The 22,183-nt window shown below is 69.2% G+C and carries 25 protein-coding genes; 24 read left to right on the plus strand and 1 reads right to left on the minus strand.

Annotated elements, in window-relative coordinates:
- Positions 1-174 precede the first annotated feature (174 nt).
- From ACQY7V_RS07985 to ACQY7V_RS08075, 19 genes are all read left to right on the plus strand, one after another.
- Positions 175-504, plus strand: a complete 330-nt coding sequence (locus ACQY7V_RS07985) for a hypothetical protein (protein ID WP_320836348.1) — start codon at positions 175-177, stop codon at positions 502-504.
- A gap of 48 nt (positions 505-552) precedes the next feature.
- Positions 553-1,770, plus strand: coding sequence for a signal recognition particle-docking protein FtsY (ftsY, locus tag ACQY7V_RS07990; protein ID WP_320836349.1), 1,218 nt, complete (start codon positions 553-555; stop codon positions 1,768-1,770).
- A gap of 47 nt (positions 1,771-1,817) precedes the next feature.
- Positions 1,818-3,113, plus strand: coding sequence for an ammonium transporter (locus tag ACQY7V_RS07995; RefSeq protein ID WP_320836350.1), 1,296 nt, complete (start codon positions 1,818-1,820; stop codon positions 3,111-3,113).
- 30 nt (positions 3,114-3,143) lie between these two features.
- Positions 3,144-3,482, plus strand: a complete 339-nt coding sequence (locus ACQY7V_RS08000; protein WP_277299451.1) for a P-II family nitrogen regulator — start codon at positions 3,144-3,146, stop codon at positions 3,480-3,482.
- Positions 3,479-5,296, plus strand: a complete 1,818-nt coding sequence (locus ACQY7V_RS08005; RefSeq protein WP_303777960.1) for a nucleotidyltransferase domain-containing protein — start codon at positions 3,479-3,481, stop codon at positions 5,294-5,296. The genes ACQY7V_RS08000 and ACQY7V_RS08005 overlap by 4 nt, the downstream gene beginning before the upstream one ends.
- A 57-nt stretch (positions 5,297-5,353) precedes the next feature.
- A complete protein-coding gene (gene ffh, locus ACQY7V_RS08010) occupies positions 5,354-6,946 on the plus strand; it encodes a signal recognition particle protein (RefSeq protein ID WP_428639719.1) in 1,593 nt (530 codons plus the stop codon).
- Entirely contained in the window at positions 6,943-8,019 is a 1,077-nt protein-coding gene (locus tag ACQY7V_RS08015; RefSeq protein WP_303775419.1) for an amidohydrolase family protein, read from the plus strand. Before ffh ends, ACQY7V_RS08015 begins: the two co-directional genes overlap by 4 nt.
- A 232-nt stretch (positions 8,020-8,251) precedes the next feature.
- Positions 8,252-8,707, plus strand: a complete 456-nt coding sequence (gene rpsP, locus ACQY7V_RS08020; protein ID WP_277299454.1) for a 30S ribosomal protein S16 — start codon at positions 8,252-8,254, stop codon at positions 8,705-8,707.
- 2 nt (positions 8,708-8,709) lie between these two features.
- Positions 8,710-8,949 carry an RNA-binding protein gene (locus tag ACQY7V_RS08025; RefSeq protein ID WP_154477396.1) on the plus strand — a complete coding sequence of 80 codons (240 nt, stop codon included), beginning with the start codon at positions 8,710-8,712 and terminating at the stop codon, positions 8,947-8,949.
- Between the two features lie 105 nt (positions 8,950-9,054).
- Positions 9,055-9,576 (plus strand): ribosome maturation factor RimM, encoded by a 522-nt coding sequence (gene rimM / locus ACQY7V_RS08030; protein ID WP_303772958.1) that lies wholly within the window; start codon positions 9,055-9,057, stop codon positions 9,574-9,576.
- Positions 9,573-10,937, plus strand: coding sequence for a tRNA (guanosine(37)-N1)-methyltransferase TrmD (gene trmD, locus ACQY7V_RS08035; protein ID WP_320836351.1), 1,365 nt, complete (start codon positions 9,573-9,575; stop codon positions 10,935-10,937). Before rimM ends, trmD begins: the two co-directional genes overlap by 4 nt.
- A 161-nt stretch (positions 10,938-11,098) precedes the next feature.
- Positions 11,099-11,455, plus strand: coding sequence for a 50S ribosomal protein L19 (gene rplS / locus ACQY7V_RS08040; protein ID WP_154477404.1), 357 nt, complete (start codon positions 11,099-11,101; stop codon positions 11,453-11,455).
- Positions 11,456-11,581: 126 nt separating this feature from the next.
- Positions 11,582-12,265, plus strand: a complete 684-nt coding sequence (gene lepB / locus ACQY7V_RS08045) for a signal peptidase I (protein WP_320836437.1) — start codon at positions 11,582-11,584, stop codon at positions 12,263-12,265.
- Positions 12,262-12,936 (plus strand): ribonuclease HII, encoded by a 675-nt coding sequence (locus ACQY7V_RS08050; RefSeq protein ID WP_320836352.1) that lies wholly within the window; start codon positions 12,262-12,264, stop codon positions 12,934-12,936. Before lepB ends, ACQY7V_RS08050 begins: the two co-directional genes overlap by 4 nt.
- Before the next feature lie 34 nt (positions 12,937-12,970).
- Complete coding sequence (locus tag ACQY7V_RS08055; protein WP_115727455.1) at positions 12,971-13,270, plus strand: DUF2469 domain-containing protein; 300 nt, start codon at positions 12,971-12,973, stop codon at positions 13,268-13,270.
- A gap of 113 nt (positions 13,271-13,383) precedes the next feature.
- The gene (locus ACQY7V_RS08060) at positions 13,384-13,794 is read left to right on the plus strand and encodes a YraN family protein (protein WP_320836353.1); all 411 of its coding nucleotides are present in this window, start codon (positions 13,384-13,386) and stop codon (positions 13,792-13,794) included.
- Positions 13,791-15,329, plus strand: a complete 1,539-nt coding sequence (locus ACQY7V_RS08065) for a YifB family Mg chelatase-like AAA ATPase (protein ID WP_428639722.1) — start codon at positions 13,791-13,793, stop codon at positions 15,327-15,329. Before ACQY7V_RS08060 ends, ACQY7V_RS08065 begins: the two co-directional genes overlap by 4 nt.
- Positions 15,316-16,458, plus strand: coding sequence for a DNA-processing protein DprA (gene dprA / locus ACQY7V_RS08070; protein ID WP_303772962.1), 1,143 nt, complete (start codon positions 15,316-15,318; stop codon positions 16,456-16,458). The genes ACQY7V_RS08065 and dprA overlap by 14 nt, the downstream gene beginning before the upstream one ends.
- A gap of 9 nt (positions 16,459-16,467) precedes the next feature.
- Complete coding sequence (locus tag ACQY7V_RS08075; RefSeq protein ID WP_320836355.1) at positions 16,468-17,376, plus strand: tyrosine recombinase XerC; 909 nt, start codon at positions 16,468-16,470, stop codon at positions 17,374-17,376.
- A 19-nt stretch (positions 17,377-17,395) separates the two neighbouring features.
- On the opposite strand, the gene ACQY7V_RS08080 is transcribed toward ACQY7V_RS08075, so the two are convergent.
- Positions 17,396-17,872, minus strand: coding sequence for a M23 family metallopeptidase (locus ACQY7V_RS08080; RefSeq protein ID WP_320836356.1), 477 nt, complete (start codon positions 17,870-17,872; stop codon positions 17,396-17,398).
- Between the two features lie 342 nt (positions 17,873-18,214).
- Between ACQY7V_RS08080 and rpsB the strand changes: the two genes are divergently transcribed.
- The 5 genes from rpsB to ACQY7V_RS08105 all read left to right on the plus strand — a co-directional run bounded on the left by rpsB (position 18,215) and on the right by ACQY7V_RS08105 (position 22,176).
- Positions 18,215-19,063 (plus strand): 30S ribosomal protein S2, encoded by an 849-nt coding sequence (gene rpsB / locus ACQY7V_RS08085; protein WP_277299460.1) that lies wholly within the window; start codon positions 18,215-18,217, stop codon positions 19,061-19,063.
- 27 nt (positions 19,064-19,090) lie between these two features.
- On the plus strand, positions 19,091-19,918 hold the full coding sequence (tsf, locus tag ACQY7V_RS08090) for a translation elongation factor Ts (RefSeq protein ID WP_154477418.1): 828 nt from the start codon (positions 19,091-19,093) through the stop codon (positions 19,916-19,918).
- Positions 19,919-20,005: 87 nt separating this feature from the next.
- Positions 20,006-20,722, plus strand: a complete 717-nt coding sequence (gene pyrH / locus ACQY7V_RS08095; protein ID WP_154477420.1) for a UMP kinase — start codon at positions 20,006-20,008, stop codon at positions 20,720-20,722.
- Between the two features lie 18 nt (positions 20,723-20,740).
- Positions 20,741-21,298 (plus strand): ribosome recycling factor, encoded by a 558-nt coding sequence (gene frr / locus ACQY7V_RS08100; protein WP_184452821.1) that lies wholly within the window; start codon positions 20,741-20,743, stop codon positions 21,296-21,298.
- A 5-nt stretch (positions 21,299-21,303) separates the two neighbouring features.
- Positions 21,304-22,176 (plus strand): phosphatidate cytidylyltransferase, encoded by an 873-nt coding sequence (locus ACQY7V_RS08105; protein WP_154477422.1) that lies wholly within the window; start codon positions 21,304-21,306, stop codon positions 22,174-22,176.
- The last annotated feature ends 7 nt before the right edge of the window (positions 22,177-22,183 follow it).

The following is a 22,183-nucleotide window of genomic DNA, read 5'->3' on the forward strand; positions in this document are numbered from 1 at the left end:
GACTGCGCCTCGACGGCGCCCCGCCCGAGCCGCGCCCTTGTCCTCGGGTCCGGGCGCTTCCCGGCGCATGCGGGATCGCAACCGTGCGCCGTGGTGAGGCATCTCATTGTCACGAAACGGCAAACGGCGTGTGCCCGACTCGACCTGCGGGGCGGGTGCGAGGACGATGGGGGCATGCTCGAGGGCTTCGCTGTCATCTTCTTCCTGCTCGCCGTCATCGTCATCGCGGCGATCGCGGTGATCGTCGGTCTGGCCCTCGTGCGCCGTCCTGCGCCCGACTGGCAGCGCCATCTGCGCGCGCAGGGGCAGGCGATCTCCGAGGAGCCCCCCTCGGAGGGCGTCGCCGCCCAGGAGACCACCCTGGGCGACATGCTCGATGCGAACAGGGTGCAGAAGAACGGCTACTTCGATCCGGACCGTCTTCCCGGTATCGATCGGATCGAGGGCGTCGCCGATCGGATCGAGCGCATTCAGGAGAACCGGCAGTCCGCGAAGGAGTCCTGACCGCTTCCCGGCTGGAGTCGCTCGCCCCGAATGGGGGATGATGGCCCCATGGACGCTGTTCTCACTTTCCTTTCCACGCCGCTCGGCATCGCGCTGGCGGTCCTCGTCGTCGCGGCGATCACCGCCCTCGTCGTGTTCGTCCTCCGTTCCCGGCCTTCGGCACCGGGTCCGCAGGCCGCGCCTGTCGCCCATCCGGAGGGGGAGGCGCAGCAGTCGCTCGAATCGGCGGAGTCCGGGGAGACTCCCGCGCGCGCCGGACCGGGGGAGATCGGAGATGATGACGCCGCCGCGCAATGCGCGGCCGTTGAGGCGCCTGCGGAGGCCGAGGTCCCCGAGTCGCTGCCCTCGCGCCTGCAGCGCCTGCGTTCGCGCCTGGCCGGCACGGGGGCCCTGGGCCGTGCGATCGTTGAGATCCTCGCCCGCGGCGATCTCAAGGCCACTGATTGGGAGGAGATCGAAGACACCCTCCTCGTCGCCGATCTGGGGCTGGAGGCGACCGATGAGCTCATCTCCTCCTTGCGCTCCAGGGTCGCCGTCGCGGGAACGAGCGACCCCGTGCAGATCCGCTCCCTCCTCGCCGAGGAGCTCCTCGTCCTCGTCGGTCCGGACATGGATCGCTCGCTCCGCCTCGAGCGCAGCGCGGGCGCCGAGGATCGCCCCGCCTCCGTGCTCGTGGTCGGCGTCAACGGGACCGGCAAGACGACGACGGTCGGCAAGCTCGCCCGTGTGCTCCTCGCCGAGGGCAGGAGCGTCCTGCTCGGTGCGGCCGACACCTTCCGCGCCGCCGCCGCCGATCAGCTGCAGACCTGGGGCGATCGCGTCGGCGTCGAGGTCGTGCGTTCGGACCGGGAGGGCGCCGACCCGGCTTCCGTGGCCTTCGATGCGGTGAAGGAGGGCGCGCTGCGGGGAGTCGATGTCGTGCTCGTCGATACCGCCGGCCGCCTTCAGAACAAGTCGGCGCTCATGGATGAGCTCTCCAAGGTCAAGCGCGTCATGGAGAAGCAGGCGCCGGTCTCGGAGGTCCTCCTCGTCCTCGATGCGACGACGGGGCAGAACGGCCTGAAGCAGGCGGAGGTCTTCGCCGAGGCCGCCGGTGTGACGGGCATCGTCCTGACGAAGCTCGACGGCTCGGCCAAGGGCGGGATCGTGGTCTCGGTTCAGCGGGCGCTCGGGGTCCCGGTGAAGTTCGTCGGCCTGGGTGAGGGGCCGGATGATCTCGCCCCCTTCGATCCGCGGGGCTTCGTCGACTCGATCATTAAAGGGTAAAGTCCAAGCCTTGAGAAGGTAAAAGTAAGGCAAAATTCTTGTCTAGAATGGGTCGCGTCGGTATCCCGATCGAAAGGCCCATCATGCAGCTCGATACCGGGGCGACCGCCTGGATGCTCATCTCGTCCTCGCTCGTCCTCCTCATGACAGTGCCCGGACTCGCCCTCTTCTACGGAGGGATGTCGCGGACGAAATCCGTGCTCAACATGTTCATGATGTCCTTCGGGGCCTTCGCCCTCGTCGGCGTGGTGTACCCCCTGTGGGGGTGGTCGATGACCTACGGAGGCCGGGACATCGCAGGCGTCTTCGCGAACCCCTTCAGCCAATTCGGCCTCGGAGGCGGCTTCGAGGGGACTCGCATCGACGACTTCGGAGTGCCCGCGTGGGTCTCGGTCGCCTTCCAGATGACCTTCGCGATCATCGCGGTCGCCCTCATCTCCGGATCCCTGGCCGAACGCGTGAAGTTCTCGACATGGATGGCCTTCACCGCGATCTGGGTCACCCTCGTCTACTTCCCGATGGCGCACATGGTGTGGGGCGGCGGACTCCTCAGCGGCGACGGACTGATCGCGCGCCTCATCGGTGTCGCGCCCATCGACTTCGCGGGCGGCACGGTCGTCCACATCAATGCGGGAGTCGCGGGACTCGTCCTCGCACTCATCATCGGTAAGCGCCCCGGATTCGGCCTCGAAGCAATGCGGCCCCATAACCTCCCCTTCGTCATGGCGGGCGCCGCCCTCCTCCTCTTCGGATGGTTCGGCTTCAACGCGGGCTCGGCCTTCAGCGCCAACGCCCTCGCGGGCATGGCCTGGGTCAACACCGCCGTCGCCGCGGCCGCCGCCTCCCTGGCCTGGATGGCCACCGAGAAGCTCCGCGACGGTTCGGCCACCTCGCTCGGCGCGGCATCGGGGATCGTCGCGGGCCTGGTCGCGATCACCCCGGGTGCGGGCGCCCTCGATCCGTTCGGCTCGATCCTCATCGGATTCATCGTCGGAGTGGCATGCGCCCACGCGGTGTCGCTGAAGCTCCGCTTCGGCTTCGACGACTCGCTCGACGTCGTCGGCGTCCACCTCGTCGGCGGCCTCATCGGAACGATCCTCATCGGCCTCCTCGCCCTCGACGGCGGTCTGCTCCACGGGGGCGGCTTCGGGCTCCTCATCGTCCAGACCCTCGTCGCCCTCATCGCCCTCGCCTTCTCCGGCGCCGTCACCGCGCTCATCGCGCTCGTCCTCGGCGCGACTCTCGGCTGGCGGGTCGCCCCTCAGATCGAATCCGCGGGCATCGACCTCGGCGAGCACTCCGAGTCGGCCTATGAGTCCGCGCCCGCGTTGAGGCTCTCCTGAAACACCGAGGCGCTCTGGGAAGGAACCATCATGAAGCTCATCACTGCGATCATCCAGCCCTACCGCCTCGATGCGGTGCGGGAGGCCCTCGACGGCCTCGGCCTGACCGGTGCGACCATTTCCGAGGTCTCGGGCACCGGCCGCCAGAAGGGCCACATCGAGATCTATCGGGGCGCCGAGTACGCGGTGTCCTCCGTTCCGAAGATCAGATTCGAGATCCTCGTCGCCGATCCTTCAGTCGACGCCGCGGTGGATGCGATCATCGAGGGCGCGCGAACGGGCGCGATCGGCGACGGCAAGATCTGGATCACCGCCGTCGAGGACGTGATCCGGGTCCGCACCGGTGAACGCGGAGACGAGGCCCTGTGAACAAGGGTCCTCTCGCCCGGGCCCTCCGCGCAGTCCCGGGTCCCCCGCCCGTCGAAGACGGCGTGTGGAACCCCGTTCCCGGCAGGGCCCGGCGAGCCGAGGCCGCCCGGCGCGTCGAGGACTTCCTCGCCGAGCGCTGGCGCGATGCGCGCCCCGAACGCCTGGAGTGCCGCTCAGCCCTGTGCCTCACCGGCTCCTTCGCCCGCGCCGAGGGCGGCCCGAGGTCGGACCTCGACGTCGTGGTCATCGTCGAGAAGGAGACTCCGGGACTGGCCGGTGTCGTCCGCGAATTGCTCACGGCGCTCTGGGCGAGCGGCCTCGACGTCGATCATTCGGTGCGCACGCCCGCCCAGTGCGAGAAGATCGCGGGCGAGGACCTTCCGGCCCTCGCGGCGCTCATCGACCTCGTGCACGTCGCGGGCGATGCCGCCCTCAGTGAAGGCGTCATCCGCAAGGTGCGGGAAGACCTGCGCAGACACGCGCCGTCGAGGATCGCCGAACTGCTTGTCGACGCTCAGGGGAGATGGGCCCGCTGGGATCTGCTCCATCAGGTGAACGAGCCTCAGCTCAAGGAATGCCGCGGAGGCATCCGCGACCTCGACCTCATGCGGGTGCTCACCGCCGCCTGGCTCGCGGACCGCCCCCACGGCCCCCTCGATGAAGCGCATTGCGCGCTCCTCGACGTCCGTGACGCCCTGCAGGCCGTAACGGGACGACACAGCGCGAAGCTGCTCCGATCGGATCAGCGCGCGGTCGCGCTCGCCCTCGGATTCGAGGGAGATGAGGCAGAGACGCATCTGCGCCGACTCCTCACCGGAGCCGGCATCGAGATCGAGACCGCCGGCCGCAGCGTCATCGACATGGCCAAGCGGCAAGCCGCCTCATGGGGAGCCGGTGCCCTTGCGCGGCGCGCGATCCGAAAGGCCGCTCCCGGCCGTGGCAGGAGCAGGAGGCGCAGCGGACTCGAAGCGATCTCGGCGACGACGGCGCTCGTCGATTCCCGCCTCGACTTCACCGATCCCGTCTTCGCCTCAGAACCGGAGGCGGTCCTCGACCTGGCGATCCGCAGCGCGCTCATGGACCTCGATCCAGCGCCCCGCGCGCTCGACCGGATCGCCGCAGCGGCCTGGCGGGGCGACCATGCGGGTCGAGAATGGGCGCCTCGGGAATCCGCCGCCTTCGAAGCCTTCCTGGCTCTGCCCCGGGGTTTCGTCCGGGCGTGGTCGCATCTGGAACTGAGCGGAGTCATCGAGGAGTGGATCCCCGAGTTCGCCCAGGTGCGATCGCGCCCCCAGAGCGCCGACTTCCACCGGTGGACCGTCGACCGGCACCTCGCGGAGACCGTTGCGCGGAGCAACGCCGCGCGAAACGGCGCGGATCCGTGGGAATGGCCCTTCCCCGTCGAACTCGTGCGCTGGGAGGAACTCCGACTCGCCGCCTTCCTCCACGATCTGGGCAAACGAGAAGGCGTTGCGAGCCGCGATCATCCGGAAGTCGGCGCAGGCCTCGTCGAAGCGGTGCTCCGGCGCCTCGGCCTGGCCCAGAGGAGCGGGGGAGTGCGACTGCTGACCGAACGGCATCTCCTCCTCGCCCGACTCGCGACGGAGGAGGATCCCCGCTCGGCGCGCACGGCCGACAGGCTGCTCGATGCGCTCGAGGGTGACGGCAGGGCATTGGCCGGACTCGCCGTTCTCACCAAAGCGGACTCCCAGGCCGCCGGTCCCAGGGCCTGGACCCGGTGGCGGGCCAGCCTCATCACCACCTGCGTCCGGACCGCCTGGGCCCGACTCAATGAGGACCCGGCCGTGCGATAGTCTTGGACGAGTGATCGGGGCGATGACCCCCGGAAATCGAGCGAACGGGAGCACCAAGTGTTCGGAAACCTCTCCGATCGGTTGACGCAGTCCTTCAAGCAGTTGCGGAGTCGCGGAGTCCTCACCGAGTCCGACGTCGACCAGACGATCTCGGAGATCCGACGCGCGCTGATCGACGCCGACGTCGCCCTTCCCGTCGTGCGGAGCTTCACGAACGCCGTGCGCGAGAAGGCCTACGGCGCCGCCCGTTCGAAGGCCCTCAACCCGGGCCAGCAGGTCATCCGCATCGTCCACGACGAACTCGTCGAAGTCCTCGGCGGACAGACGCGCGAGCTTCGTTTCGCCGAACGCGGGACGACCGTCTTCATGCTCGCGGGCCTGCAGGGCGCCGGTAAGACGACGCTCGCCGGAAAGCTCGGAAAGTGGCTGCGCGAAGAGGGCAAGTCGGTCCTCCTCGTCGCCTCCGACCTTCAGCGCCCCAATGCGGTCACTCAGCTGCAAGTCGTCGGCGAACGGGCGGGGGTCGAGGTGTGGGCGCCCGAACCGGGCAACGGCGTCGGGGATCCCGTCCGCGTCGCCCGCTCCGGACTCGATCACGCGATCCAGTCCGGCATCGACGTGGTGATCGTCGATACGGCGGGCCGCCTCGGCGTCGACGAGGAGCTGATGGATCAGGCGCGCCGGATCCGGGACGCCGTTCAGCCCCACGAGATCATGTTCGTCCTCGACGCCATGGTCGGTCAGGACGCGGTCCGCACCTCGACGGCCTTCCGCGACGGCGTGGGCTTCACCGGCGTCGTCCTGTCCAAACTGGACGGCGACGCACGCGGCGGTGCTGCCCTGTCCGTCCGCGGGGTCGCCGGCGCCCCGATCCTCTTCGCCTCCACTGGCGAGGGGCTCGATGACTTCGAGCGATTCCACGCCGACCGCATGGCCGGGCGCATCCTCGACATGGGCGACGTCCTCACCCTCATCGAACAGGCCGAGAAGCGCCTCGACGCCGAGGAGGCCGAGCGCATGGCCGCTAAGGCCATGTCCGGTGAGCTCACCCTCGGCGACTTCCTCTCCCAGCTTCAGCAGATCAAGAAGCTCGGGTCGATGAAGAAGATGCTCGGAATGATTCCGGGAGCCGCTCAGATGCGCGAGCAGATCGAGAACTTCGACGAGAAGGAGATCGATCGGATCGAGGCGATCGTCCGCTCGATGACCCCCGCGGAGCGCGAGGACGTGTCGATTCTCAACGGTTCGCGGCGCGCCCGTATCGCCAGGGGCTCAGGGACGAGCGTCGCCGAGGTCAACGGGCTCGTCAAGCGTTTCGAAGCCGCGAAGGCGATGATGGGCCAGATGGGCGCCATGGGGGGCATGGGCCCGGGCGGCTTCGGCTCCCTGCCCGGCCGGGGCGGCAAGGCCAAGCAGAAGGCGAATGCCCGGAAGGCTCAGGCCGAGCGGCAGAGGGTGAAGAAGAAAGCGCGTTCGGGCAACCCCGCCAAGCGCCGCGCTCAGGAACTCGAAGCGCTCCTCCCGCCCGAGCAGCGCAAATCCGGCAAGCAGGGCTCGGCCTTCGGCGCCCCCTCGGCGGAGCCCGCGCCGCGTCCGACGATGGACGACCTGCCCGAAGACGTGCGCCGCATGCTGAACGGCCTCAAGTGATCTTTTCCGGGACCCTCCTGACCGAGGGCGGGGACGGCCTGCGCGAGGAACGGGGGACCTTCCGGGTCACCCGCGAGGGCGTCGCGCGAGTCGGGGAGGGCCTCGAGCCCGATCGCATCGGCTTCGCGCTCCCCGGATTCGTCGATTCGCACGCCCACATCGGAATCGGATCCGCGGGGCCGTCGACGCGTGAGGAGCAGGAGGCCCAGATCCTGGCGCAGCGCAGCGCCGGCGTCCTCGCGATGAGGGATTGCGGCTCCCCCGTGGATACGAGGTGGATCGACGACAGGGCGGACCTGCCCCGCCTGAAGCGGGCGGGCCGCCACATCGCCAGGCCGAAGCGCTACATCCGTTCGCTCCCCGTCGAGCTCGACGACCCTCGTGACCTGCCCGCCGAGGCCGCGCGCCAAGCGGCGGCGGGGGACGGGTGGGTCAAGCTCGTCGGCGACTGGATCGATCGCTCCATGGGCGCCGACGCCGATCTCGCGCCCTTGTGGGATCGGCGGATCCTCATCGACGCGGTCGCCGCGGTCCACGACCTCGGCGCGAAGGTCGCCGTCCACGCCTTCGCCCGCGAGACGATCGACGATCTTCTCGAAGCCGGAGTGGACGACATCGAGCACGCTTCGGGAATGGATGAGGACCAGGCGCGCGAGATCGCGGCGAGGGGCGTACTCGTCACGCCGACCCTCCTCCAGATCGAGCTCTTCGCAGACTTCGCCGAGCAGGCCGGTTCCAAATACCCCGTCTACGGCCGTCGCATGCTCCGGATGTTCGAAGAACGCCACGAGCGCTTCGCGATGATGCGCGAGGAGGGGGTGCGCCTCGTCATGGGGACCGATTCCGGCGGGTACCAGGAGCACGGCACGATCGCGGCGGAATTCGCGATGTGGGAGGCCGAGGGCGTTGCGCGTGAGGAGCTCCTGCGCATCGCCTCGATCCGATCCCGCGCCGACCTCGGCTTCGGCGCCCCCTACGAGGGCGGCGATCTCATCGTCTTCGCCGAGGACCCGCGCACCCTGCCCGTCCTCGGTGCTCCCGATGCCGTGGTCGTGCGCGGCGAACTCTGCTGACCGCGGAAGCGGGACGCGCCGCGACGTGATCGATCGCACGCGTCCGAAGCGCGATGCCTGGGCCCAATGTTTGGGGAGCGCCGTTCAGGCATGGCACAATGGTTCGCTGTACCCGGTCATTTGAGGACCCTCTCACCTCACGTGATCGTGTCCCGGAGCAATCGCGAGGCCGTGTTCCCTGCCGGACGAGCATGCGCTCCACCCCTTTTGAGAAACAGGAGTGACCACACCAGTGGCAGTTCGAATCCGCTTGAAGCGCGTGGGCAAGATCCACGCCGCCGCATACCGCGTCGTCGTCGTCGATTCGCGCAAGAAGCGCGACGGCCGCGTCATCGAGGAGATCGGCATCTACGATCCTCAGCCGAACCCCTCGAAGATCCGCATCGACTCCGATCGTGCGCAGTACTGGCTCGGCGTGGGCGCGCAGCCCTCCGACCAGGTCCGCAACCTGCTCGTCCTCACGGGCGACATCGCGAAGTTCAACGGCAAGAAGGACGCCGTCTCGCGCGTTCTCGTCTCCGAGGCCGATAAGGCCGCGCAGGCCGCCGAGGCCGTGAAGGCCGCCGAGGCCGAGGCCGAGAAGTCGAAGGCCGCCCAGGCCGCCGCCAAGGCCGAAGAGGCCAAGGCCGCCGAGGCTGAGAAGGCCGCTGAGGAAGCGCCCGAGGCCGAATCCGGTGAGGAAGCCTGAGCATGCTCGCCGATGCCTTGGAGCACCTCGTCGGGGGGATCGTTGATCACCCCGAGGACGTCCAGGTCTCCTCGCGCTCGATGCGCCGGGGCCGCCTGCTCGAGGTCCGGGTCAACCCGGACGACCTCGGACGGGTGATCGGGCGCGGAGGTCGGACCGCTCGGGCGCTGCGCACCGTGATCGGTGCGCTCTCCACCCACGGTCCGGTTCGGGTCGACGTCGTCGACACCGATCGCGAGTGATCGAAGGAAAGCAACGCCACGGAGGGGTCCGGTTCGCCGGGCCCCTCCGTGGCGTCACCGTCCGCCAGTCCGGGCCGGGCGGATCGGATGAATGAGGAGGAACCCATGCTGTTGACCGCCGGAATCGTCGGCCCCGCGCACGGATTGCGCGGGGAGGCCATCATCGACGTGCGCACCGACGACCTGTCGGTCTTCGCTCCCGGATCCCTCCTCGAGGTCGATGGGGATGAAGGCGCGGAACTCACCGTGCGCGCTTCGCGGACGCACAAGGGCAGACTCCTCGTCTCCTTCGAGGAGCTCAGGAGCCGGGAGGATGCGGAGGCCCTGCGCGGACGCGCCCTCCTCGTCGAGGAACGCGCGGAGGAAGACGCCTGGTACCCCCACGAGCTCGTGGGATTCAGCGCCGTGACCCCGAGGGACGATGAACTCGGGACGGTGTCGGGATTCCGTTTCGGCTCCGCCCAGGACCTGCTCCTCGTCAAGACCCCTCGGGGCGAGGTGATGGTCCCCTTCGTCAAAGCGCTCGTGCCCGAGGTGGACCTCGAAGGCCGCACCGTGCTCATCGACCCGCCGCCGGGGCTCTTCGACGACGACGCCGTCGATGCGGGGGACCGGGACGCGCGATGAGGATCGACCTCGTTTCCATCTTCCCCGACTATTTCGCCCCACTCGGACTGTCCCTCCTGGGGAAGGCCGGAGAAGCGGGCCTCGTCGAGGCGCACGTGCACGACCTGCGCCAGTGGACGCACGACCGGCACCGAAGCGTCGACGACACCCCGTACGGCGGAGGAGCCGGGATGGTGATGATGCCGACCGTGTGGGGGGAGGCCATCGATGAGCTCCTCGAAGGCGCGCCGTACGCCCTCGAGGGCGCCCGATCCGGGCCGTCGCGCACCGTGCTCGCGATCCCCGCCCCCTCGGGGACTCCGCTCACGCAGGCGATGGCCGCGGACCTCGCCGCTGCGGGGCACCTCATCATCGCCTGCGGACGCTACGAGGGCATCGATCAGCGCGTCGCCGACCATTACCGGGAGCGCGGACTCGAAGTCCTCGAATACTCGATCGGCGACTACGTGCTCAACGGCGGCGAGGCCGCCGCGCTCGTCCTCGTCGAGGCGGTCACCCGCCTGCTCGACGGATTCATGGGCAATCCCGAGTCCATCGTCGAAGAATCGCATTCCGACGGGCTCCTCGAATACCCGGCGTACACGAAGCCCCGCACCTGGAGGGAACTCGAGGTGCCCGCGGTCCTCCTGGGCGGCGATCACGCCGCGATCGCCAGGTGGCGGCGGGACCGGGCCCTCGAACGGACCGCGAAGCGGCGGCCGGACATGGTCGGCGGCCTCGTCCTCGACGCCCTCGACTCGGCCGATCGGACGACACTCGCCAGAGCCGGGGTCCTCCTCACCGATGAGGGACCGCATCATCTCGAAATCCGACCGGCCCGCGCCGACGAAGCCGGAATCATCGCCGAACTCGCCGCACGGACCTTCCCCGACGCCTGCCCGCCCGGCCTCCCCGCCGAGGCGATCGAGGCCTTCATGGCGGACGAGCTCAGTGAAGAGGCCTTCGCCGAGCATCTGGCGAATCCGGAGGACCGGATCCTCCTGGCATTCGTCGACGGCCGGGCCGGCGGCTATTCCCTCGTCCGCACCGGAGACGACGCGATCGGCGCCGATATGCTCCGCCCCGGCAAGATCGAAGCCGGGGACGCCTATCTGTCCAAGTGCTACGCGGACGCCCCCTGGCGCGGAACGGGACTCGCGGGGGCCCTCCTCGAAAGCGCCGTCGAAGACGCGGCCGGGCACTCCCGGGCTGCACGGATCGTCTTGGGGACCAACAGCGTCAACACCAGAGCCCAGAGGTTCTACCGCAAGCACGGCTTCGTGAAGAAAGGACGGCGGACCTTCACCGTCGGAGGAGTGCGCAACCACGATGTCGTCCTCGTGCGCGATCTCACGAAGCTCAGGGCCCCTTTCGCGACGTGAGTCACGAGCTTCGACCGCGATTTGTGGCACACTGATCGGGTCGCATTCGGACGCAGCCTGCCGCGGGGGGACGTCCGCACGAATGCGGCGCTCGAAAAACGCAGGCCCGACCTGCCGAATCTGACGCGAACGACCTGCGGCGCGCGCGTTGAGGAGTACACATGCAGAAGCTGGACGCAGTCGACGCCGCTTCCCTCCGCACCGATCTTCCGGCCTTCCGCGCCGGTGACACCGTCAAGGTGCACGTGAAGGTCATCGAGGGCAGCCGTTCCCGTATCCAGGTCTTCCAGGGCGTCGTGCTCGCCCGCCGCGGACACGGAGTCTCTGAGACCTTCACCGTCCGCAAGGTCTCCTTCGGTGTCGGCGTCGAGCGCACCTTCCCGCTCCACGCCCCCACGATCGACCGCCTCGAAGTCGTCACCAAGGGTGACGTCCGTCGTGCGAAGCTCTACTACCTGCGTGAGCGCCACGGCAAGGCTGCCAAGATCAAGGAGCACCGTTCGGGAAGCGCGGAGTGATCGCGTAAGAACGAACCGCGGCGCCCGGTTCCCGGAAGGGGTGCCGGGCGCCGCGCATGAGCGACAGGACTAAGGAGCTGAATGAACGCCACACACAGGGATCCCGCATCCTCGCGCATGGACGCGATGCACAGGGCTGCGCCCCCGAAGAAACGTGCGGCCTCAGGACCGCTCGCCCTCCTCCGCGAGCTCGGCCTCGTCCTCGTCATCGCCCTCGTCATCTCCACCCTGCTCAGGGCCTTCGTCGTTCAAGTCTTCTGGATCCCCTCGCCCTCGATGAATGACACGCTCAAAGTCGATGACAAGATCGCCGTGTCGCGCATCGACGGCCTCCGGGGCACGATCGAACGGGGCGATGTGGTCGTCTTCCACGATTCACTCGGCTGGATCTCGGCCCCCGCGCAATCGCGAACGGCGCTCCAGACCATCGGGGAATTCGTCGGCCTCGTACCGAGCGGCGGCGAGCAGACCCTGGTCAAGCGCGTCATCGGCATCGGCGGAGACCGCGTGAGCTGCGGGGACGACGGGGTCCTGAAGGTCAACGGCGTCGCGATCGATGAACCCTACCTCGCACCCGGCCAGGTCCCCTCCGCCTTCCCCTTCGACGTGGTCGTCCCCGAAGGCACCCTGTGGGTCATGGGCGACAACCGCGGCAATTCGGCGGACTCGCGCTACCACCAGGGCGGGGGGCAGAGCCCCTTCGTCCCCGTCTCCTCGGTCGTCGGCACTGTCCAGGCCGTCATCTGGCCCATCTCGAACTGGAAGTGGGGCCTGAGCGAGCCCGGCCCCTTCGCCGGTGCGAGTCGGTGACCCGCGCATTCGCGACGCGTGAGACGGAACTCGAGCTCCTCGCTCAGGGCGCCCCGCTCGTCGCCATGGACGAAGTCGGGCGGGGAGCGCTCGCAGGGCCGGTCGCCGTCGGCGCATGCGCCCTGCTGGGCGGCGAGCCAGAGCCCCCGCAGGGACTGGCCGATTCCAAGCTCCTCTCGCCCCGCAGGCGCGCGGACCTCGTCGAACCCCTTCGCGAGTGGGCGGCGGCCCATGCGGTGGGCTGGGCCTCGAATGAGGAGATCGATCATTTCGGGATCATTCCCGCTCTGCGTCTCGCGGGCATGCGCGCCCTCGAGGACCTCACCCGGCTCATCGGCGCCCCCGCCCTCGTCCTCCTCGACGGATCCCACGACTGGCTCACGCCCCCGGACGATCTCCTCGCAGAACTCGACGGGCCCGTCCTGGAGCAGATCGGGACACCCCCGGTGGTGACGAAAGTCAAAGCAGATGCGAGCTGCACGATCGTAGCGGCGGCTTCGATCCTCGCGAAGGTCGCCCGGGATGAGTTCATGTGCGGACTCGATGATCCCGGATACGCCTGGGAGCGGAACAAGGGCTACGCGTCCCCGGCGCATGTCGAGGGCCTTCGGCGCCACGGCCCTTCGCAGTTGCACCGGCGCTCATGGCGGCTCCCCGGCGCGTCGCGATGATGCTCTTCGCGCCTCAGCAAGGCATCATTGAGGAGTGAGTGAGGACATCGAAGGATACGAGAACGCGCTGGAGCTCGAGCTGTTCCGCGAGTACCGCGACGTCATCGGCCTGTTCAAGTACGTAGTCGAGACCGAGCGCCGCTTCTACCTGTGCAATCAGGTGGATGTGCAGGCCCGCCCCGTGGGCGGGGACGTCTTCTTCGAACTCACGCTCACGGACGCATGGGTGTGGGACATCTACCGCTCGTCCCGCTTCGTCCGCTCAGTGAGAGTCATCACCTACAAGGACGTCAACGTCGAGGAGCTGTCGAAGCCCGAGCTCGACATCCCCTGAAGACCTCGAGCCCGCCGTCCACAACCCGGACCCGGCCCCGCCCATCCACACTCCGAGCGGCGCCGACCGGCGCCGGAGCGCCTTCCCGACGAGGATCGCCTCGGAGGTGGCGCATGGGAATCGATCATCGACGCGCGCTCGGAGCGCTCGGAGAATGCACGGCGGCCCGCATCCTCGACGAGGAGGGCTTGGAGATCCTCGACCGGAACTGGCGCGACGGGCCGCGCGGAGAACTCGACCTCGTGGCCCGCGATGCGCGCGAGCTCGTCATCGTCGAAGTCCGCACGCGGATCGGGGACTCCTTCGGATCCGCACTCGAATCCGTCGATCCGGTCAAGGTCGCCAAGCTCCGCCGTCTTGCGATCGCCTGGGCCAGGGCGCATGCGACCCGCCGGCCGATACGGATAGACGTCATCGCGTTCACCGTGCCGCGAGGCCGCCGTCACGAGGTGATCGCCGCTCCCGTCGCCGCTGACCTGCGCGCCTTCGGCGCGACGACCGAATGGGTCCGGTCGATCTCATGAACGTCCGCACCGCTTCGGTCACCTCGCTCGCACTCATCGGACTCGAGGGGCACCTCGTCGACGTCGAGGCGCACATCGGGCGCGGCCTCGTCGGATTCACGCTCGTCGGGCTGCCCGATGCGGCCCTCAGAGAGGCCAAGGACAGGGTCCGCTCCGCATTGCAATCCTCCGATCTTGAAGTCCTCGACCGGCGCATCACGGTCAACCTCTCACCCGCGGGACTCGCGAAGTCCGGGTCGGGATTCGACCTGGCGATCGCGATGTCGGTCCTCCTGGCCTCCGGAAGGATCTCGCCGGCCCTCTTCGAGGGCGCCGTCCTCATCGGCGAGCTCGGACTCGACGGCGGCCTGCGCCCCGTCCGCGGCATCCTGCCCGGAGTCGCGGCGGCGAAGGGCCTGGGCGCGCGACGCGTGATCGTGCCCGCGCCTTCGGCCCACGAAGCGGGGCTCATCTCAGGCATCGAGGTCCTCGCCTTCGAGCATCTCGCCGACCTCGTCGGCGCGGCCGGGGGAGCGGCGCGCAGGGCCGTGAGAACGGGGGCCCCTCATGCCGCGCCGCAGCCGCGCACGCCCCCTCATCCCGAGCTCGACCTTTTCGACGTACGCGGTCAGGACCAAGCGATCGACGCCCTCGAGGTGGCCGCCGCCGGAGGCCACCACCTGCTCCTCATCGGCGAACCGGGATCGGGCAAGACCATGCTGGCATCGCGTCTTCCCTCAGTCCTGCCCGACCTCGATGACGCGCTCGCGCTCGAGGTGACGGCGCTCCATTCCCTGGCGGGGGCCCTCGGCGAAGAGGGGGCGCTGCTGCGCAGGCCCCCGTTCCAAGCGCCGCATCATTCGGCCTCCACGCCCTCGCTCATCGGCGGAGGATCGGGGGTCGCACTGCCGGGCGCGGTCTCCCTCGCGCACGGCGGCGTCCTCTTCCTCGACGAGGCCGCCGAATTCGCCCCCTCGGTGCTCGACGCCCTGAGGCAGCCCCTCGAAGAACGCGCGATCACGATCCACCGCTCCAAAGGGCGGGCCCGCTATCCGGCGGGATTCCAACTGGTGCTCGCCTCGAATCCGTGCCCGTGCGGCGGCGCGGGACGGGCATGCAGGTGCTCCTCGCTCCAGCGCCGCCGCTACATGTCGCGCCTGTCCGGGCCCCTGCTCGATCGGATCGACATCACCGTCGAGATGCGCCAGCCCACCAGGGCGGACCTGCGCATGAGCCGGGCGCGGGGCTCAGCCGAGGTCCGCCTGCGAGTGGAGGAGGCGCGTCGGCGGATGAGGGATCGCCTCGCGGGCAGCGGCTACTCGCTCAACGCGGAACTGCCGGGGGCCTGGTTGAGAAGGCACGGCCGGATGCCCGCGGCTCTCATCGAACGCCTCGACCGGGCGGTGGACGAGCGGCACCTCACGATGCGCGGAGCGGACCGGGTCCTGCGGCTCATGCGCACCCTGGCCGACCTGGAGGGCCGGGACCGCCCGGGCGAAGCGGACCTCGTCCGGGCGCTCAGCCTGAGGAATGGAGGACGCGATGTCGACGACTGATGAGGAGCGCCTGCGGGCGGCCTGGTGGACCTGCATCGTCGAACCCGAGGATCCGCATGCGGCGGCCCTGCGCAGCGCCCTCGGAGACGAGGAGGCGATCCGCTGGGCGCGCGCGGCGCGCCCCGGAGCGCTTCCCGGCCCATTGCGCGCCCTGAGCCCGAAGTGGCGGGAGGCGCACGAACGATGGCGGGCGAGGATCGCGGTCGCCGATGCCGGGCGCGAACTCGATGCCGTGCACCGGCTCGGGGGAGACTTCCTCATCCCCGGTGATCCCGAATGGCCGGCGCCCCTCGAGGACCTGGGGGAGCGCGCGCCGATCGGCATCTGGGTGCTCGGCGCCCTTCCCGGAGAGCGCGCCGTCGCCCTCGTCGGTTCGCGCGCCGCCACGGCCGCCGGCTCCAGGACGGCGACGGACATCGCCGCGCAGCTCGCCGAGGAGGGGATCGCGGTGGTGTCCGGGGGCGCCTTCGGCATCGACATCGCCGCGCACCGGGGAGCCCTCGCCCTCCACGGGCGCACGGCGGCGATCATGGCCGGAGGCCTTGAACAACCCTATCCGCAGGCCCATATCGAGGACTTCCGCAAGATCCTCTCCGAGGGCGGCGCACTCGTGAGCGAGTGCCCTCCGTCGTGGAGACCCGCGAAGTGGAGATTCCTCTCGAGGAACCGCCTCATCGCCGCCCTGAGCCGGGCCACCGTCGTCGTCGAAGCGGGAGCGCGCTCCGGAGCCCTGGCCACCGCCAGGCGCGCGATGGAGATGGGGCGCCCGGTCGGAGCGGTGCCGGGACCGGTGAGCTCGGCTTCATCGAGCGGGTGCCATGAGCTCATCCGCAACGGGGCGACCCTGGTCCGGGACGGACATGATGCGCACGAGCTCGCCTTCCCCTTCGAGTCCCTCGAACAGGGCGCGCTCTTCGGCGAGCCGGTGGAGGAGGACCGGGGGATCGCCGCCCTTGCCCCGAACACGCGGCGCGTGTACGAAGCCCTGCCGAAGGCCTCGAGGACGACGCTTGCCAGGGTGACGCGCGCATCGGGCCTGTCCGAGCGCGAGGTCGTCGCCGCTCTCGCCGAGCTCGAACTGTGCGGGCTCGTCGCTTCATCGACGAGGGGGTGGGGGCGCCGGCGTTAGGCTGGGCCCATGAGCGGCGGAGCGATCGAGCAGTGGAGCGACCACCTGGCTCACACCAGGGGGCTCGCGGCGAATACGATCCGCGCCTACTCGGGGGATCTCGGCGCGCTGTGGAGTGCGCTCGGCCTCGCTGAGGACGCCCCGTGGGAGCAGATCGCCCTGCGTCTGACCACCCGGCGCATCCGCCTGTGGCTGGGGGGCCAGGCCGAGCAGGGGGCGTCGCGCTCGACCCTCTCGCGCCGCACCGCCGCCGTGCGCAACTTCTGCGCGTGGGCCGCCGAACGGGGCTTCTTGAAGGCGGATCCCTCGGCGGGCCTCCAGAGCGCGCGTCCCGATCAGAGGCTGCCGCGCATCCTGTCGGCGGGGGATGCGGATCGTCTCCTGGAGGATGCCAGGAGCAGGGCCGACGAGGGGTCGAAGGACCTGCGCGATTGGGCGATCCTCGAGACGATCTACGCCTCGGGGATGCGGGTGAGCGAGCTGAGCGGACTCGACCTCGATTCGGTGGACGTCCTCGCGAAGACGGCCCGCGTCATCGGGAAGGGCGACAAGGAACGGATCGTTCCGCTGTCACTCCTGGCGGCGCAGGCCATCGGGGAGTGGATTGATCGGGGTCGGCCCGAGTTCGCGAATGCGCGATCCGGCCGAGCCCTGTTCCTCGGCGAGCGCGGGGGCCGGATCGATCCTCGGGTCGTGCGCAAGATGCTTCACGTCGAAACCGGTCGCGCCGGCGTATCGGATCTGGCCCCCCATGCGCTCCGGCATTCGGCGGCGACGCACCTCCTGCAGGGCGGGGCGGACCTGCGCACGGTCCAGGAGATCCTCGGTCATTCCTCCCTGCAGACCACTCAGCGCTACACGCACGTCGATTCTGCGCGCCTCGCGGCGATCTACCGGCAGGCGCACCCGCGGGCCTGAGGCCCGCGCCGCATCCTCGTCACTGCCAGGGCTTGAGCCCGAGGGGGCCCTGCAGCATCCGGAGCGGATCGATGTAGTGATCGCCCTCGACTTTCGCGCCCCAATGCAGTCCCGAGGGTTCGTGCCCATCGACGAGGACGGCGACCGCCTGGCCCGCTCGGACCTGCTCGCCGACCTCGACGAGCGCGACGACGGGCTCGTAGGTGGAGCGGATCCGGCCGTGCGAGAGCGCCAGGACCGGCTTGCCGGCCACGAGCCCCGCGAAGGCGACGCGCCCCGGTGCGGGGGCGAGGATCACCGCCCCTGCGTCGAGATCGAGGTCGACTCCGCGGTGCCCTCTCAACCAGGGCTGCGGCGGCGGGTCGAAGGGCCGTGCGACCGCGACCCGTTGAGTTGCGGGCCACCGCCACGGCGCAGGCGCCTCGAGCCCTTGTGAAGGCTGGACGAGGAGCATCGGCGCCATGAGGGGGACGAGGAGGGCGAGCATGCGGTGCATGCCTCCATGATCGACGGCAGGGATGCGCCCGGCTCGGCCGCCGCTTCACGATTGTGGACGAGGGCGGTCGGGATGCGGCTGTGGATGCGGCGAGCGACGAGGGTCACAAGCCGGGCCCCGAGAGGGGCATCGCGCATGGTCTAGACTGGACGGGCACCTGCGTGCAGGTGACTTCGCGCGCCGTTTCCGCACCGCATCGTCCGATCGGTCGGGACGCGTCGATCCGGTCCTCTTCGGAGGCTCTCGACGGTCACGGCGCTAGGGCCCCGGCGACACCGCCGGGGCGGCAACCGAATCGGGAGTCCGCTCCCACGATCCCGCACGAGCGGGGGAAGGACGATCATGGCAGTCGTTACCATGCGTCAGCTCCTCGAGTCCGGCGTCCACTTCGGGCACCAGACCCGCCGTTGGAACCCGAAGATGAAGCGCTTCATCCTCACCGAGCGCAACGGCATCTACATCATCGATCTCCAGCAGACGATCGCCGATATCGACATCGCCTACGACTTCGTCAAGCAGACGGTCGCCCACGGCGGTTCGATCCTCTTCGTCGGCACGAAGAAGCAGGCCCAGGAGGCCGTCGCGGAGCAGGCGCAGCGCGTGGGCATGCCCTACGTGAACCACCGTTGGCTCGGCGGCATGCTCACCAACTTCTCGACCGTCTCCAAGCGCCTCCAGCGCCTCAAGGAGCTCGAGCAGATCGACTTCGACGACGTCGCCTCCTCAGGCCGCACCAAGAAGGAACTCCTCATGATGCGCCGCGAGAAGGACAAGCTCTCGCGCACGCTCGGCGGCATCCGCGACATGGCGAAGGTCCCCTCCGCCGTGTGGATCGTGGACCCCAAGAAGGAGCACCTCGCGGTCTCCGAGGCCCGCAAGCTCAACATCCCGATCGTCGCGATCCTCGACACGAACGCGGATCCGGACGAGGTCGACTACCGCATTCCGGGCAACGATGACGCCATCCGCGCCGTCGCCCTCCTCACCCGCGTGATCGCCGACGCCGTCGCCGAGGGCCTCCTCGCGCGCTCCGAGACCCGCAAGTCGGCCGACTCGGCCGAGACCGTCGCAGAGCCCCTCGCCGAGTGGGAGCGCGAGCTCCTTGAGGGGGAGGCCGCTGAGGCCCCCGCAGCTGAGGCCCCCGCTGCCGAGGAACCGGCCGCCGCGGCCGAGACCCCCGCCCAGGACTGAGCCCCACCGGAACGAAAGGAAACGTCAATGGCGAATTTCACCGCTGCCGACGTGAAGGCGCTGCGCGAGCAGACCGGCGCCGGAATGATGGACGTCAAGAAGGCTCTCACCGAGGCCGACGGCGACGCCGAGAAGGCGCTTGAGATCATCCGCCTGAAGGGCCTGAAGTCCCTCTCCAAGCGCGAGGGCCGTCAGGCCTCCGCGGGCCTTCTCGCCGCCCAGGTCGAGGGGGGCGTCGGCGTCCTCGTCGAGGTGAACTCCGAGACCGACTTCGTCGCGAAGAACCAGAAGTTCATCGATTTCGCGAACGAGGTCCTCGCGGCCGCGGTCGCCTCGAAGGCGGCCGACCTCGAGTCCCTGCTCGCCGCCCCCATGGGTGACGAGACCGTCCAGGACAAGCTCAACGGCATGGCCGCCGTCATCGGCGAGAAGCTCGAGATCCGCCGCGTGGTCCGCGTCGAGGGCGAGAACGTCGACCTCTACCTCCACCAGACCAGCCCGGACCTGCCCCCGCAGGTCGGCGTCTTCGTCGTGACCGATGCCGCCGGCGCGGCCGTCGCCCACGACATCGCGATGCACGTCGCGGCCTACATGCCCGCTTACCTCGATCGTGACCACGTCCCGGCCGACGTCCTCGAGAAGGAGCGTCAGACCCTCGTGAAGATCACCCTCGAGGAGGGCAAGCCGGAGAACATCGTCGACAAGATCGTCACCGGCCGCCTCGAGGCCTACTTCAAGGACAACTGCCTGGTCGATCAGGCCTTCGCGCGCGATCCTTCGAAGTCGGTCGGCAAGGTGCTCGCCGAGGCGGGCGCGACCGTGACGGAGTTCGTCCGCGTTCACGTCGGAGCCTGAGCCAAGGTCGATGGCCCCGCCCTTCGGGCGGGGCCATCGCGGTGCATGAGCCCCTTTCCGGAATTTTCACCACAAGGAGATCCAGTCATGGCAAAGCCCCGTAGGGTCCTTCTCAAGCTCTCGGGAGAGGCGTTCGGCGGCGGCGCCGTCGGCCTCGACCCGACGATCGTCAGGGACATCGCCCGTCAGATCGCCACCGCCGTCCGGCGCGGCGTCGAGGTCGCGGTCGTCGTCGGCGGCGGCAACTTCTTCCGCGGGGCCGAGCTCGCCCGCGCGGGGATGGACCGCTCGCGCGCCGACTACATGGGCATGCTCGGTACGGTCATGAACGCGCTGGCGCTCCAGGACTTCATCGAGCAGTCGGGCGTTCCCGCGCGCGTGCAGTCCGCGATCACGATGACCCAGGTGGCCGAGCCCTACATCCCCCTGCGCGCGATCCGTCACTTGGACAAGGGGCGCGTGGTGATCTTCGGAGCCGGGGCGGGCATGCCCTTCTTCTCCACGGACACCGTTTCGGCGCAGCGCGCTCTTGAGACGCACTGCGATGAGATCCTCGTCGCGAAGAACGGCGTGGACGGGGTCTACGACGCGGATCCCCGGACGAATCCCGAGGCCCGAAAACTCGACCACGTCACCTACTCCGAGGCCCTCGCACGCGAACTCAAGGTCGTCGATGCGACGGCATTGGCCCTGTGCAGGGACAATGGACTGACGATGCGGATCTTCGGAATGTCCGAACCCGGAAACGTGACCGCGGCCCTCCTCGGCGAGGGAATCGGTACTCTTGTCAATGCCGAAGACTGAAAGACATAGGAGCCACCAGTGATCGATGACATTCTCCTCGAGGCTGAGGACAAGATGGATCGCGCCGTTGAGGCGGCGTCGGGCGAGTTCGGGAACATCCGGACAGGCCGTGCGAATTCGGGGATGTTCGACAAGATCCTCGTCGACTACTACGGCGCGCCGACGCCCATGCAGCAGCTCGCCTCCTTCCAGATCCCGGAGGCGCGCACCGTCCTCATCTCGCCCTTCGACCGGACCGCCACCGCCGAGATCCTCAAGGCCCTGCGCGAGTCCGATCTCGGTGTGAACCCGACGGACGATGGGAACGTGATCCGCGTGGTCCTGCCCGCCCTCACCGAGGAGCGCCGCCGGGAGTACGTGAAGCTGGCGAAGACGAAGGCCGAGGACGCGCGCGTTTCCGTGCGCAACGTCCGCCGTAAGGCGAAGGAGTCCCTCGATCGTCTGAAGAAGGACGGCGAGGCCGGGGAGGACGAGGTCGATCGCGCCGAGAAGAGCCTCGAAGCGACGACGAAGAGCCACGTCGATCAGATCGACAAGCTCCTCGCCTCGAAGGAAAGCGAACTCCTGACCCTGTGAGCCCGATGAATCCCCCCTCGCTCCCGAGTCGGATCCTGCGTCCGCTTCCGACTCGGGAGGGGGAGCCTCTCGCGGCGACCGGTCGCGCCGGCCGTAATCTGCCCGCCGCCATCACGACGGGGGTCGTGCTGATCGCCGCGGTGGGCGTCCCCCTCTTCTTCGCGCCCGCCGTGTTCGTCGGCGTCATCTGCCTTCTCATCCTCGGCGCCCTGTGGGAGCTCGGCGGCGCGTTCGCGCGCCTGGGCACGCATCTCACCATGGCTCCGCTCTACGTGGGCGCGATCGGCATGGCGGTGTGCGCGTGGACCCTCGGTGCCGAGGCGCTCCTCTTCGCCCTCTATGCGACGGTGTTCGCCTGCGTCGCGTGGCGGATCCTCGATCCCGAAGCGAACGGGCGGGTCAGCGATGTCGTCTCCTCGGTCTTCGCCGCGGTGTACGTGCCTTTCCTCGCGTCCTTCGTCCTCTTGATGCTGAGGGATTCCAACCCCCGGCTCATCCTCGTCTACGTCGCTCTCGTGGTGGCGAGCGACACGGGCGGTTGGGCCGCTGGCGTGATGCTCGGGAAGCATCCCATGGCGCCCCGCCTCTCGCCGAAGAAGTCATGGGAGGGGTTCATCGGCTCCGCCCTCGCGACGATCGCCGTGGGAGTGGGATGCTTCATCGCCTTCGACGCCCACTGGGCCTTCGGATTGCTCGCAGGCATCGGCGCATGCGTGATCGGCACGATCGGGGACCTCACCGAGTCGCTCATCAAGCGCGAAACGGGCCTCAAGGACATGTCGAGCTTGCTGCCCGGGCACGGCGGACTGCTCGATCGTCTCGACGCCCTTCTGATGGTCGCCCCCTTCATGCACCTCGTCTACACCCTCGCCTTCTAGGAGCCCC

It is taken from the genome of Schaalia sp. (genome assembly GCF_050312375.1).
Taxonomy (GTDB): Bacteria; Actinomycetota; Actinomycetes; order Actinomycetales; family Actinomycetaceae; genus Pauljensenia; species Pauljensenia hyovaginalis.